This window comes from Spiroplasma litorale (assembly GCF_001267155.1).
Lineage (GTDB): Bacteria > Bacillota_I > Bacilli_A > Mycoplasmatales > Mycoplasmataceae > Spiroplasma_A > Spiroplasma_A litorale.
Genome location: NZ_CP012357.1, coordinates 224700 through 239047, shown reverse-complemented (window position 1 = coordinate 239047; position 14348 = coordinate 224700). Strand labels below are relative to the sequence as shown.

The 14348-nt window shown below is 24.4% G+C and carries 16 protein-coding genes; 2 read left to right on the top strand and 14 right to left on the bottom strand.

Going from position 1 to position 14348, the window contains the following annotated elements; translation table 4 throughout:
* Positions 1-66 precede the first annotated feature (66 nt).
* The gene (locus tag SLITO_RS01215) at positions 67-486 is read left to right on the top strand and encodes an HIT family protein (RefSeq protein WP_075057975.1); all 420 of its coding nucleotides are present in this window, start codon (positions 67-69) and stop codon (positions 484-486) included.
* Here the strand turns inward: SLITO_RS01215 and SLITO_RS01210 are convergent.
* The 9 genes from SLITO_RS01210 to ftsY form a co-directional block, all read right to left on the bottom strand.
* Positions 483-1448, bottom strand: coding sequence for a 3'-5' exoribonuclease YhaM family protein (locus SLITO_RS01210; protein ID WP_075057974.1), 966 nt, complete (start codon positions 1446-1448; stop codon positions 483-485). The two genes, SLITO_RS01215 and SLITO_RS01210, sit on opposite strands and share 4 nt — an antisense overlap.
* Positions 1449-1466: 18 nt before the next feature.
* Positions 1467-2906: a biotin/lipoyl-containing protein gene (locus SLITO_RS01205; RefSeq protein ID WP_075057973.1), complete on the bottom strand. Its 1440-nt coding sequence runs from the start codon at positions 2904-2906 to the stop codon at positions 1467-1469.
* Between the two features lie 112 nt (positions 2907-3018).
* Complete coding sequence (locus SLITO_RS01200) at positions 3019-3678, bottom strand: copper homeostasis protein CutC (protein WP_075057972.1); 660 nt, start codon at positions 3676-3678, stop codon at positions 3019-3021.
* A complete protein-coding gene (gene metK, locus SLITO_RS01195) occupies positions 3678-4811 on the bottom strand; it encodes a methionine adenosyltransferase (protein WP_075057971.1) in 1134 nt (377 codons plus the stop codon). Before metK ends, SLITO_RS01200 begins: the two co-directional genes overlap by 1 nt.
* 44 nt (positions 4812-4855) lie before the next feature.
* Positions 4856-5782, bottom strand: a complete 927-nt coding sequence (locus SLITO_RS01190) for an alpha/beta fold hydrolase (protein WP_075057970.1) — start codon at positions 5780-5782, stop codon at positions 4856-4858.
* A gap of 63 nt (positions 5783-5845) precedes the next feature.
* A complete protein-coding gene (locus SLITO_RS01185; protein WP_075057969.1) occupies positions 5846-6211 on the bottom strand; it encodes a hypothetical protein in 366 nt (121 codons plus the stop codon).
* Between the two features lie 106 nt (positions 6212-6317).
* Positions 6318-7085, bottom strand: coding sequence for a TIGR00282 family metallophosphoesterase (locus tag SLITO_RS01180; RefSeq protein WP_075057968.1), 768 nt, complete (start codon positions 7083-7085; stop codon positions 6318-6320).
* Positions 7085-7399 carry a YlxM family DNA-binding protein gene (gene ylxM / locus SLITO_RS01175; protein ID WP_158500614.1) on the bottom strand — a complete coding sequence of 105 codons (315 nt, stop codon included), beginning with the start codon at positions 7397-7399 and terminating at the stop codon, positions 7085-7087. The genes SLITO_RS01180 and ylxM overlap by 1 nt, the downstream gene beginning before the upstream one ends.
* A 1-nt stretch (position 7400) precedes the next feature.
* Positions 7401-8387, bottom strand: a complete 987-nt coding sequence (ftsY, locus tag SLITO_RS01170; protein ID WP_075057966.1) for a signal recognition particle-docking protein FtsY — start codon at positions 8385-8387, stop codon at positions 7401-7403.
* A gap of 71 nt (positions 8388-8458) precedes the next feature.
* Here ftsY and SLITO_RS01165 point away from each other — a divergent pair, with 71 nt between their 5' ends.
* On the top strand, positions 8459-9349 hold the full coding sequence (locus SLITO_RS01165) for a hypothetical protein (RefSeq protein ID WP_075057965.1): 891 nt from the start codon (positions 8459-8461) through the stop codon (positions 9347-9349).
* Positions 9350-9405: 56 nt separating this feature from the next.
* On the opposite strand, the gene SLITO_RS06200 is transcribed toward SLITO_RS01165, so the two are convergent.
* The 5 genes from SLITO_RS06200 to pstA all read right to left on the bottom strand — a co-directional run bounded on the left by SLITO_RS06200 (position 9406) and on the right by pstA (position 14346).
* Positions 9406-9510, bottom strand: coding sequence for an IS3 family transposase (locus SLITO_RS06200; protein WP_327196260.1), 105 nt, complete (start codon positions 9508-9510; stop codon positions 9406-9408).
* A gap of 150 nt (positions 9511-9660) precedes the next feature.
* Positions 9661-9867 carry a hypothetical protein gene (locus SLITO_RS05795; RefSeq protein ID WP_083433327.1) on the bottom strand — a complete coding sequence of 69 codons (207 nt, stop codon included), beginning with the start codon at positions 9865-9867 and terminating at the stop codon, positions 9661-9663.
* 768 nt (positions 9868-10635) lie between these two features.
* The gene (phoU, locus tag SLITO_RS01150) at positions 10636-11322 is read right to left on the bottom strand and encodes a phosphate signaling complex protein PhoU (protein WP_075057963.1); all 687 of its coding nucleotides are present in this window, start codon (positions 11320-11322) and stop codon (positions 10636-10638) included.
* A 20-nt stretch (positions 11323-11342) separates the two neighbouring features.
* The gene (gene pstB, locus SLITO_RS01145) at positions 11343-12110 is read right to left on the bottom strand and encodes a phosphate ABC transporter ATP-binding protein PstB (protein ID WP_235443380.1); all 768 of its coding nucleotides are present in this window, start codon (positions 12108-12110) and stop codon (positions 11343-11345) included.
* A 133-nt stretch (positions 12111-12243) separates the two neighbouring features.
* On the bottom strand, positions 12244-14346 hold the full coding sequence (gene pstA, locus SLITO_RS01140) for a phosphate ABC transporter permease PstA (protein ID WP_158500613.1): 2103 nt from the start codon (positions 14344-14346) through the stop codon (positions 12244-12246).
* Between the last annotated feature and the right edge of the window lie 2 nt (positions 14347-14348).

Genomic DNA, 14348 nt, shown 5'->3' with positions numbered 1-14348 from the left:
GTTAATTTTAATTGACAATTTCAATTAGTTTTTTTTATTATAAAATAAATCTTGAGGTGAACAAATATGGATCAAAGCTGTATATTTTGTAAGATTGCAAATAAAGAAATTAACTCTAACATAATTTATGAAAATGAATACACAGTATGTTTTTTAGACTTATCTCCAAACTCAGAAGGTCATTGTTTAGTTATTCCTAAAAAACACTATGACGATTTCGAAAGTACAGATATTAGTTTAATATATGAAGTTATGAAGACAAAAAAAGAGGCTATAAAAATATTAAATAAATCTTTAAAACCAAAAGGATATAATTATGTATCAAATCAAGGCGTAGAAGCATTTCAAACTGTATTTCATTACCATGAGCACATAATTCCAAAATATGTTAAATCTGATGGATATACATTTAAAATTAATAAAAACACAGATGATTTACCTGTATCTGAAATATATAAAAAAATATCTGAATTTAAGGAAAATTAGTTTTTTTTAGGTTTTTCAAAATGCCTTAAAAAACTTCTTCCATCTTCAGATAATATTCTTGGTGTTCAATTACTATTGGACACTTTTTTTAACTCTTCATTAACTCTATATAACCGAGCATCTAAACTATCTAATGTTGATATAATTATGCTTTCTATCAGTAACGGCTCAATCGGTGATCCAAATTCATTTTTTCCATGACTTGATAATATAACATGTTGCAACTTAATTGTGTCTTCAGATTCAATTTTCAAACTTTTTGCTTTATCAAATACAAAATTACTTCCTATTGATATATGTCCTAGTAATTTTCCTTTTGAAGTATACTCACTCGCATTTTTTCCCTCTAGTTCAATTACTTTACCAATATCATGCAAAATAGCCCCACAATAAACTAAATCTCAATCAATTTCAATAAATGAATATACTTTTTTTAGAGCCATTGCAGCTTCTAAAATTGAACTACTGTGTCAAAATAATCCACCAACGACGTTATGATGAATACTTACGGCTGCTGGATAGTTTTTAAAATCTTCTTCATACTCTTTTAATAAACTTATTGTAATATTTTTATAGTTATCATTTTTTAAAGACTCTATAAAATTTAATAATTCTTTAAATTTTTGGTCTATATTTAAAGGAGCATTAATTGAGAACATATCGTGAGAGATTTTATAATCATCAAATTCTTCTTCTTGAATAATAACATAGTTATTTATTTTTAATTGTAATTGGTGTCTATAACTATTTATATTCGCTTCTATTTTAACAATAGAACCAGCTTTCAAATTTAATATATCATCATCAGAGACATTTCATAATCTGGCTTCTATTCTACCTGTTTTATCAATTAGGTGAACTATTAAGTAATTGAGACCATTGTTTCCAGTTGATAAAACAACTCTTTCAATTCTTGCTGTTAAATTTACACTTTTTGCTTCTAAATTTAAATCACTTATCATAAATGCTCCTTATTTTAATTAAATTAAATAACCTGGGTTTTCTATTAAATTTGTTAAAACATCAATAAACTTTAAAGTTTTATCTATACTTACGAACTTGTTGTTATATGAAATATTTAAATTTAAATTATTATACATAGTTCCATCATTATTAATAAGTTGATTAATATTATTTAATGAGATTGAAAAAATAGATTCATCATATATATTAAAACTTGATATAACATTTCTATATTCTATAAAATCGTATATAACAAAATCGGTTTTTTTATAGCTTAAATTAGAGTTATTAAATATATTTTGAATATCAAAAATATTTAAATTGTAATTAATATGACTAAATGTTTTTTTAAAAAAATCTGTATTTGTTTTTTTGATTATTGTTATATTTTTTTCATCTTTATTTTCATAAAAATTTAAACTATCCAATGACATTGCTAACGCTTTTATTAGAAGAGTTGAAGTTTTAATTTCTATGTTTTTTTCAAATGAAGGTTTATAAAGAATGTCTTGAAGATTCAATAATTGATTTATATTTAAAGATAGATTAATTGATGAATTTGTATTTAAAAATTCTACTTTTTCTGATTGCAAATTGTCTTTTTTAATATTTATTTCTTTTTCTTTATATAATGACCCATTAATTTCAGAGTTTGTTTTTTTGTCTTGATTAAAATCATTTAAAGTGCTAAGGTCTTTTTCGACTTTAGTATCAATTATATCTTTTTTTTCAAAGTAATTATTTTTTTCATTTATAGAATTACTTAAACGTTTGCTATCCAATAAATCATTAAATTTTTCTTTTTCTTTTTCTAAATCTTTTTTGATTTCTTCTTTAATAATATTTTCTTGATTAAATTTTGGAATAAATGTTTTTGTTTCTTCCTTAAAAACATTATTTTCCATTTCCAATGAAGTATTATTTGTAAAAAAACTTAATTCCTGAGTGATTGAGTCGTTTATCTGAACTAGATTTTTATTAAGTAGATCATGTTCTTTTTTACTTACGTTTATTTCTGTTCTTGGTAATGTATGATTATTAAAAATTATTTTATCATTTAAGTTATTAGGAGCGATTTGAGTTTCTTGATCTAGTTTTTTTTCTAATGAATCAACTATTGGGTCTGACTCAACATTATCAAAATTATCAAAATAATTAAATTCATCAAGACCTTCTCTTAAAGTATCGTTTATATTATTAGGTTCTTTAGTAAGTTCTAAAAGTTCATTGTGTGTAACAACTTCAAAAAGTGTATCATTACAAGATACAATAAGCGAATCAATTATATATACATTTTTGATAACTCCATCAATTGGTGATATTACATTAACTTTTTCTAATTGAGTTGAAATTGTTGTTAAAACATCACCAACTTTAACTGGCTGCCCTTCTTTAACAAAAACTTCATCAACTATGCCTTTTAAATTTTTGTTATTATTAAAAAATATACGTTCCATTATTATTTCGCCCCTTTTATTAATACTTCATATAAGTATTTTACACTATTATTATAGAGTTTTAAAACAAAAAACCTATTTAAGTATTAATAAAAAGAATATTCATGAGTATTTATTTTTTAATTAAATTATTTATTGTTTCTTTATTAATCGGTTGTTCTCAGGAGTTATTTTTTCTAGCAAGTCTACCAATGTGTACAAAACCTGATATTTTTTTTATGCTACTAAAGTTATCCTTCGTTACTCCTCCACCTACTAAAATTATGGTTTTTAAATCTAGTTTTTTTAACTTATTTAAAATATCAATACCATTTGCAAGATCTAAACCTCCCGATGTTAAAACTGATGTGACATTTAATTTATTTAATATTTTATAACTTTTGACAAAATTATTAACTTCATCAAAAGCTTTATGAAAAGTTATTTCTTTATTACCTTTTGCTTTAATAACTTTTTTTAAAAATTTAATATCAATTTTATTTTTTTTAGTTAATGCACCAAAAACAATACCGTTTGCTTTTGTTTGTTTTATAAAACTAATGTCTTCTAATATTTGTTTTTTTTCTTGTTTAGAATAAACAAAATTTTCATGCGTTCTTCTAACAATTACATTTATAGGTAATTTAGATAATTCAGTTGCTTGTTTTATTAAATCAAAATCTGGCGTTAAGCCTCCAACTAATAAGTCTTTACAAAGTTCAATTCTATTTGCACTAGTATTATTAATATCTTTAACGTCTTCTAAATCTTTTGCAATTACTTCTAGATACATTATAAATATCTTTCTAAAATTCTAACTTTATCTAATCTTTCTCAACTAAATTCTTTTTTACCAAAATGTCCATATTTACTTGTTCTAAAGTAAACCGGTTTTTTTAAATCTAATGAGTCAATAATTGATTGAACTCTAAAATCAAAAGTTTCTTCAATTGCTTTGTAAATTATTGCATACGGAACTTTATTTGTTCCAAAAGCTTCGACAAAAATTGATATTGGCTTAGATACTCCGATTGCATAACTTAATTGGATTTCTAATTGGTCCGCCAGACCTGCAGCTACAACATTTTTAGCTACATATCTCGCCATATAAGCAGCACTTCTGTCAACTTTTGATGGATCCTTCCCCGAAAATGCTCCACCACCATGTCTAGAATAACCACCATATGTATCAACAATTATTTTACGTCCTGTTAGTCCTGTGTCGCTTTTAGGACCACCAATAACAAATCTACCAGTTGGGTTAATCAAAACTTTAAAATCTGTATTTAGATTATGTTTTTTTGCAATAACATTCATTATATTTTCTTTGATAAAATTTTTAAATTCTTTTTCATCATAGTTTTCATCATGCTGAATAGACATCAATATTGTATCAATTCTTGGGTTTTTTAAATTTTCATAATCCATTGTAACTTGTGATTTCATATCAGGCTGAGCAAATTTAAATTCATTCAACTTTCTTAGTTTTGAAGCAAGATGAACTAAATCGTGAGCTAATTGAATTGCACAAGGCATATAATTTGAAGTTTCATTTGTTGCATAACCAAACATAATTCCTTGGTCTCCTGCACCCATATCTTCTTTATCAACACCAATTGAAATATCTTTTGATTGTTGATTAATTTTAATAACTATTTCACAATTTTCAGGATCAATACCTGTTTCACCATTTTTGTAACCTACTCTTTTTAATACAAATTTGGCAATTTCTTTGTAATCTACTTTAGCAGATGAAGATATTTCTCCTCCTATAACTAAATAATTATCTGTAACAAAAACTTCACATGCAACTTTTGAATTAGAGTCTTGTTCAAGACAAGCATCTAATATTGCATCTGATATTTGATCGCACAGTTTATCTGGATGTCCTTCTGAAACTGATTCACTAGTAAAAAATTTTTTCATATTATCTCCTTATTTTATAAATAGCATAATAATAATATCAAAAACTATATATTATTTATTATTGTTTTGAAAATTTCTATATTATTTTTTTCATAAAAAACATAATGTTTTTTAGAACTCAATTTATCAATTTTTAGGTCTTTTAACTTTTCATCATTAAATATATTAATAAATGTATTTTTTTTAACAAAAATATCAATACCCGGTAGTAAAAATACGTATTTTTTAACATTTTTTACTATGTTTTTTTTAATTTTTGAATTAATTTTTCTTATTTGTAATAAGTTTTTCATTTTTTTATGTGATACAAAATCGATATCAATAATATTATTATCATCAATTTTTGAAACACAATCTTCAATATATATTTTTTGTTTTATTTGTATATTAGTAGAAATTAATGAGGCCATTAAAATCTTAAATATAACTTTGAAACTTTTATGTATTATCTGATTTAAATGCATTGAAACAAAAATAATTTTTTTTATTCTTTTGTTATCACTAAAATAAGACGCTAAGTTTGACCCAAAACCTTCCCCTACTAAAAATATTTCCTTATCTGAATATTTTGTAGATATATAAACTATAATTTCTTCTAAATCTAATAAATGACTTCCCATATTTAAGTTTTTATAAAACTTATTTTCGCCACTTCCTCTTTGATCATATGAAATTACAGAAACATCACTATTATTTTTTCTTACATATTCTTCAAAATTTTTAAAACTTTTTCTGGAAAGTCCATAATCATGAACACATATTAATATTTTTTTTGAAACAGGTAATATTTCACCTAGCCATCTCAATTCATAGTTATCACTTGTTATAAAAAACTTTTTCTTAATTAGTTCATTTTTAACAATTCTTTTATGCTTTTTTGTTAGTTTTTTAGATATTAAGTATCTAATAATAATTAAAAGTAAAATAAATAAAACAATTCCAATAATTATTCATATTAAGAATTTATTCATATTAATAACAAAAATCCTCTCATAAAATTAAAATAATAGTTACAATAATAACTATTATTTAGGTTATCCCCCTCTTGAAAGGTCTAAGGCGTAGACATCAAATTGTCCCATGAATCAAAATGCAAATATTACATTTTGTCTTCTTATAATAAATTCATCATTCCCCATTACGTTAATTGCTTCATAAATTAAATTACCGGCATCTTGTTCTAAATTGATTCTCATTCTTTCAAAATCATAAATAGTTGATCTACCATACATTTCATTTTTTCTTTCGAATTCGACCTCAGTAAGAACTCTTTGATAAGTATCAAGATACTTGTGATTGTTTCTAAGTCTTTGCTCAATACCTTTACAAATATTTTTGATTTCTTTATCTAATGCGAATAGAGCTTCATGTAAATTTCTTAATTTATCATGTCTTTTCATTGTATGTCCTCCATTCAATCTAATTGAATTAATTATACCAAATTACTACTTATTTACAATTGAAAGACTTAATTATATTTTTAATTATTTTTACTTAAAAATATAATTAATATTCATTAATCCTTGATATATTAATAACTTTATTGTTTGTATCATCTATTTTAATTATAACAGCTGATATTTTTGCAGGTTTAGTTGAAGGCACAAATTTAGTTTGAAGACCTAGTTTTTCTTTAATAATCACTTCTTCTGGATTTACACCAATTACAGAATCAAAAGATCCAGTCATACCAACATCAGTTATGTAAGCAGTTCCATTAGGCATTATTCTTTCATCTGCAGTTTGAATATGAGTGTGAGTTCCTAATATTGCTGTAACTTTACCATCATAATTAAATGCAAACGCTAATTTTTCAGCAGATGCTTCTGCATGAAAATCTACAATATGTATGTTTGAAGTATCTTTAAAAATTATTTCATCAAAAGCTTCATACGGATTATTTACATTATCCATAAAAACTTGTCCCATTAAATTTGTTACTCTTATTTCTTTATCTTTAAATTTAAAAATGTTAGTGCCCAAACCTGGAAGGCTTTTATTCATATTCAGAGGTCTTAGAAGGTCTTTTGAGTTAGAAATATATTCTAATGTTTCTTTTTGTTTAAAAATGTGATTTCCACTTGTAATAACATTTATTTTTAACTGTTTTAAAAAATTATAATGATTTTTATTAATCCCTTTTCCGTGGCTAATATTTTCGCCATTTGCAATTATAAAATCAATTTGATGCTTTTTAACTATAATATTTAATTTGTTTGATAATACATCACGTCCAGGTGAACTAAAAATGTCACCAATAAATAAAATGTTCATTATATTTCTTTTTCAATACTTTCTATAAAGTCATCTTTTGATATTTTTTCCTTTTTAAATTTTTCAATTTCATTTTTAATATATTTAGTTTTATTTACAAATTTAAGTTTTTCTTCTAAATCTTTTAAATAAGAAATCGTTTTGCTTATGCTATCATGAATTGCACTCTTTGAAACGCCTATTTCTTCAGCTATTTCTTGCAATGAATAATTTTCAAAAAAGTACAGCTCAAAATACTGTCTTTGTTTTTCTGTTAACAAGTTTTTATAATAATCATAAAATTCAGATATTAATAAATTTTTTTCAAAATCCATATTACTCATCTTCATCATCTTCCATAAAATCAGCAGTTAGATCATATATGTAATCATCCACACTAAATTTTTTCAAATCATCAACCTTTTCTCCAACACCAATTAATTTAACAGGTATATTAAGTATATCCTTAATAGCCAACGCTATTCCACCTTTACTAGTACCATCCATTTTAGTTAATACAATTCCAGATACATCGGTTGCTTCTGAAAATGATTTTGCTTGATTTACACCATTTTGACCAGTTTGCGCATCAATAACCAATAACCTTTCGTGGGGACCATCTTTAATTGACTTTTGAATAATTTTTGTAATTTTTTCTAACTCCCTCATAAGATGTTCTTTATTTTGAAGTCTACCCGCTGTGTCAACTAGTAATAAATCATAATTTTTATCTACTGCAATTTTAATTGAGTCAAAAACAACACTTGCAGGATCTTTTGAGTTATTGGGTGGTTTAACTAAATCAACGTTCTCAAGTCTATTTTTACATCATTGCTCTAATTGCTCAACAGCACCAGCTCTAAATGTATCTCCTGCTGCAATTAATACTTTTTTTCCTTGCTTACTATAATAATTTGCAATTTTAGCAATGCTAGTTGTTTTACCAACACCATTTACTCCAACAATTAAAAAAATATTTAATCTATTATCTTGAAAATTTAATTCTGATTTAACTTTTCCAGATCCAATATAAGCTTTATATATTTCTTCGGCTAAAATTTCTTTTATATCATTAAAATTATGTTTAGGTTTTACTTTTCTTTGCACATTATTTGATATCTCTAAAACCATTTTCATGCCCATATCAGTTTTTATTAAAATATTTTCAAGTTCATCATAAAAATCACTATTTACAACTTTATATTTTTTGGTTAATTTTTTGATATCAGTTGAAAATGTAAGTGTATTTTTATGCTCTTTTTTATGTTTTTTTTCTTGTTTCTTTAAAGATCTTCGCTCTTTTAAATTACTTCAAAATCCCATATTTTTTCACCATTTTCCATATTTAATTGTATAATAAATTTATTAACTAAAAAAATTTATAAGGTGATTTTATGAAAAAAATACTTCAAATGATTTTGGCACTTGGTTTAACAGTTACACCTGCATCAGCAAGCTCTTTCAAAAAAACAAGTGTAAGTTCATCAAAATACTATGACTACATTGAATCATGAAACGAATATCTATATTACAAATTTGATAGTTCAAGTACAGAGGAAAGTTTTGTAAAGAAAAATTTTAAGAGCATAATTACTGAAAATTTTGAAGAAGAAAGCTGGTTTAAAAGCTTTAACAAAGATATTAACATTAAATTTTTATCATATAAAAAAGATAAATTGAAAGTGAGTTTTTTTAATAAAAAAAATTCAAATATTCTTGAAAACGAAATTGCAAAGGAATTTACTTTAGTTTTATATAACTATGACCAAATGAATAAGTTTATTAAAAATACACAAGATTATTTAAAAATGAATCCTATTTATATTGATAAAAACAATTATGTTCAAATGGAAATTGAACATAATATAGAAAATAAATTTAAGGGATTTATTGATTGGTATGGAAATGAGTTATTGTATCTAAATGATATAAATGAATTTTTTGAATTTTTAGATTTTGATGCAATTAATCAAACTTTAGAATTAGATAATAATCTAAAAGCTGATTTTTTATGTAATAGTAATATTAAATTTTATTTTAAAAGAAGATCAATGCAAATAAGAAAAAATATAGATAATAAAATTAATTTTTCAAAAGACTTAGAAGTTATTAAATTTAATATTTCAAATTGATTATCAAAAAAAGTGTATTTAAATAGTTATGATAAGAAAAGCTATGATTTTTTTAATATTGAATCTTTTGACTATAACAAAGGAATAGTGACTTTTTCATTAAATGAAAAATACTTTGATATACCACTTATAATGTCACTAGAAAAAAAATAAATATAATTTAAAAAACTCTTTGTAAATATAAAGTGGGAAAATAAATTCTAGAATTATTATATTTTAACACCAACACTAGTTGGCGTTTTTCAAATTAATCTTTTTTGAATTCTTTCATTGTTGTACCAATTAATATGATCATTTATTTCATTGTAACTCATTTTCTAAGTAGACATATGATTTAAATATTCTCCTTTTAAACAACCAAAGAAATATTCAATTTCTCTATTGTCAAGAGAGTTACCGATTCTACTCATGGATGTTTTACAATTAAGCCTTTTTAATAAGTCTTGAACTTTTACACTTGAATATTAAGTACCATGATCTGAATGCAAGATATAATTAGTTTTATTAATTTTTTTAATTGTGTTTACAACTAATTCAGAATCATTTCTATCTGATAATAACCAAGACTCAATTTTCTTTGTTTTATGACTGATTGCTGCAGAAAGATAAAAATTATTTCCTTTTACTAATCCAGGAATATATGATACATCTGTTGCAATTATATTACCCATTTCAGGGTTAAATTTCTTTTTACTAAGTCCACAAATTTTACACTTGTATTTTTTAACTCCTGGCTTCTTTTTCTTCTTCTTGTTTTAATAAAAAATCCTCATCTTATCATATAATTTCTTAAAGTTTTATCATTGATTGTAATGCCTTATTCACCTAGTAAAATAGCAATTTTTCTACTTCCATAAATAAATTTTGAGTCAATCAATATTTTTCCTCTATTTTTTTAAATAATCCAATTTATAAATTCTTAAAATTTGTTTTTTATAAAAAGAAGTTCTATGGAGTTTTAATATTCTAGACTTAATATTAATATTTAAAGTAATTAAGCCTTTTAATGCATTTTTATCTTTTTTATTTCGTTGAAATTTAATTCAATCTTCAATAATTTCTTTTTTATGTTCCTCATTTAAATCACCGATTATACCAGGTATATCAGAGTCATCTCTTTTTTTCGGTCTGCCTGATCAGCTTTTTCTTAATAAACTTTATACCATAATTATCTAGTAAATTAGCTTTAATTCTTATTCTTTTTTGAATATTATAAGAATATTTTATAAATTTCCCTTTTATTTTTTTGTAATTAATTACCGCCTTTATTATTCCTTCTGTTTTAAATACATTTATTATTTTGACTCATTGTTCAATAGTTAAATTTTTTGACATAAAAAATTCTACACCTATTTCTAGTGTAGAATTTATTTTTCACTATTTAAATTTAAACAGATATTTAATAAATAAGTTAATTTTAGTAATTATAGATATTAAATTTATTTTTTTTCATTTTTCATATTAATGAATTCTTGTAACTCTTCAAATTTACCAGTTCTGATAAAATGTACAGTTTCTTCAATATTTAAAAGTTGTTCACTTGCACGTTCTAAGTTTTTTAATTGTTTAACAATAGTTATTATTTTAACGGCATCTTCTTTATTTTTTGAATTTAATATTTTTTCAGCTAAAGTCTTGTTTATATCATTAAATTCATTTGTCAATTGTTCTTCAACTTCAATTACTTTTTTGTGTTGATCTTCATTAAAGTTTTCCACTAAATTTAATATAATATTGAGCATTTTATTTACAAGATTAAACATTTTAGAAATTTGTTGGAGCTCAATTGTTTCAGGTTTATATTTTAAAGAAAAGTAACAAATATTTTTTGCAACGTCAGCAATTCTTTCGACTTCCCTACAAATTAAAACACCACCAACTGCTAATCTAAGGTCTCCTGCAACCATTTGTTGTTTTGCGATTTTTCATAAAGCCATTCTTGTAAAGTTATTTTGCATATCATTTATTTTAATATCATTATCTATAACTTCTTGAGCTAATTGATAGTTTTTTGTTTTTAATGAATCAAAAGTACTTGCGTATTGCGCTTTTGTAGATTCTATAATTGATAATAAATCTTTTTTTATTATTTCTATATCTCTATCTAATATTTTATTGTATGACATTTGCTTCACTTTCCTTTCTACTATCCAAATCTACCTGAAATGTAGTCCTCTGTCTTTTTATTTTTTGGATTTGTAAATATTTTTTTTGTTTTATCATATTCAATTAACTCACCATTCAAGAAGAACGCTGTATAATCACTAACTCTGGTTGCTTGAGCCATTGAGTGAGTTACTATAACAATTGTAAACTCTTTCTTTAATTTTAATATTAATTCCTCAACTTTTAAAGTGGCAATTGGATCCAATGCACTTGTTGGTTCATCCATCAAAAGTATTTTAGGTTTCATTGCAATTGCCCTAGCAATACATAACCTTTGTTGCTGTCCTCCACTTAAACTTAGAGCTGAGTCTCTTAAATAATCTTTTACGTCATCTCATAAAGCAGCTTTTTTTAACGAGTCTTCAACAATTTGATTTAAAGCAGCCTTATCTTTTACACCTTGGTTTCTTGGTCCAAAAGCTACATTATCATATATAGATATAGGAAATGGGTTTGCTTTTTGAAAAACCATTCCAACATTTGTTCTAAGATTTACAACATCAACTCCCTTTTCATATATTTTTATATTATTAACTTCAATTTGACCTTCTAAATAAATATTATTAACTAAGTCATTCATTCTATTTATAGATCTAATTAAAGTAGATTTACCACACCCAGATGGTCCAATAAATGCAACTACAGTGTTTTGTTTTATATTCATGTTAATATTTTTTAGTGCTTGTTTAGTTCTATTATAATAAAAATTAAAATCATTTATTTTAATTACTTCTTGTCTCTTGCTAATTGGAAGATTCTGAGGAGATTTTGTATATATTTGATCTTCTGAGATTTCTTGAATTTCTTCTTGATTTAAATCTTCATCTATTTTTAGTGTTACTTTTTCATTTGATTTTGGCATATAATAACCTAACCTCCTATTATTTTGAATCAATTCTTTTTTTAGAATCTTTAATTATATCTTTAATAACTTTTTTTCTTATTTTACTATTTTTATAATAAATTCTTATATTTTTAAAATTTATTAACCTTCATAATTTTTTGAATCTTCTTCTAATATTTTTTAATAATCTTTTGAAACCTTTTTTATAATTATATTTAAATATTGAGTTATAAAGTAGAATAAATCTATTTTTAAATGTAATTTTTTTATGAAGTGGATCTAATTTATTACTTATATATCTGCTTAAAAATATAAGACCAAGAACTAATAATATTGTAACAAACGCAATTTGATAAGCAGTTCCTAAAAGTTCAGCAGAACTACCTTCAGATGCTAGCATATAAATTTCAGTTGTTAAAGTTGCTCCAGAAGAAAAGAATCCATCACTTGGCATTCTAACAGCAGTACCCAATGTTAAATATACAGGCGCAGATTCACCAATAATTCTTGAAATCGAAAGGATAATTGTTGTCATAAATCCCTTAAGTGAGTTTGGTATAACAACCTTAAACATAACCCCAGTCTTAGACATTCCTATTCCATAAGCCGCTTCTTTGTATAAAGTTGGTACAGAAGTAATTGAATCTTCAAACGATGTAATCATTGTTGGCATTATAACGATTGTCATTGTTAAACTTGCTGCAAATATAGACATAGGTAAACCAATAGCTGTAACAAATAAACTTAAACCAAAAACTCCGAAAACAATACTTGGAGTTGATGCCAATACATTGATGCTAAATCTAATTACTTTTGCAAATTTACTATCTTTATGTGCATACTCAGCTAAATATAAAGCTATAAATAATGATAAAGGAATTGCAAATATTATTGTTGATATTACCAAAAGTATTGTTGTAAGTAATAATGCAAATATCCCAGACCTTTGTCCTGAAATCTCTAAAAATGAATGATAGTTAAAATTCATAACACCTTTAAAAATTACAGTTAATAATATTCAGGATATAAAACCTATTATTATTGCAGTAGAAGTTATCATAAATGTTTTTAAAGTTAAGCTGTGAGTTTTTTTTCAGAATCTTGATTCTGTATTTGTTTTTACTAAAACATCTAATTTATGTGGATCATAAGAATAATTTTTGTTAAAACCAGTTGTTGCAAATTTTTTATTTTTCTTATGTTTATTATTTTTTCTGTTACCAACATTACCAATTGCGATAATAATTAAATTTATGACTATTACTACAATAAATAACACAAGACCAATTGCATATAAAGATGATTCATGAGTAGAACCATTATTTTCAAGCATTTCTAATCCTATTGTACCTGCTAAAGTTTTAATAGATGAAAATAAAAATCCTAAAAAGCCATCATCTGTGTTTAAACCTCTAGCAGAGTTACCTGCTATTAGTATAACAGCCATTGTCTCACCAATAATTCTTGCAATACCTGTTATAATAGCGGTGATTATTTTTGGAGTAGCTGACACTAGAACAACGCTGTATGTAGTTCTTTCTTTAGTCATACCAAGTGCTAACGAAGCATACTTATGACCTTCAGGAACTGCTTCAATTGCATTAATTGAAAGTGCTATCATTGTTGGCAATGCCATAAATGATAGAGTTAAACTTGCAGTCATCATGTTTGCACCAGTTGGTGCACCCATTTTTACAAACATAGGTCCAATTTGATCGATTGCAAATAATCCAAATACAACTGAAGGAATACCTGCAAGTAATTGTATAAATAATATTACAAATTTTTTAGTTCTCCCTTTTAAATATTCACATATAAATAATGAACTAAAAATTGTTAATGGGATTGCAAATAGCAGCGATATAAATAACATCATTAATGTAGACAATATAATTCTACCTATACCATAACTTGAATCAGTTGATCCGTCTTTTCCAGGAGCTCATTCCCCTGTGAAAATAAATTTAAAGAAAGGGAATTCTTTAAAAAATGTAACTGACTTGTAAAGTATAAATGAAACCAATATTGCTAAAATCAATATTACAATCACAGTCATGAAAATTATTAGATTTTTTGAAGCAACATCAATTTTTTTAAGTTTAGACTTATATTTTTTCATTGTTCTATTTTTATCTTTCATAA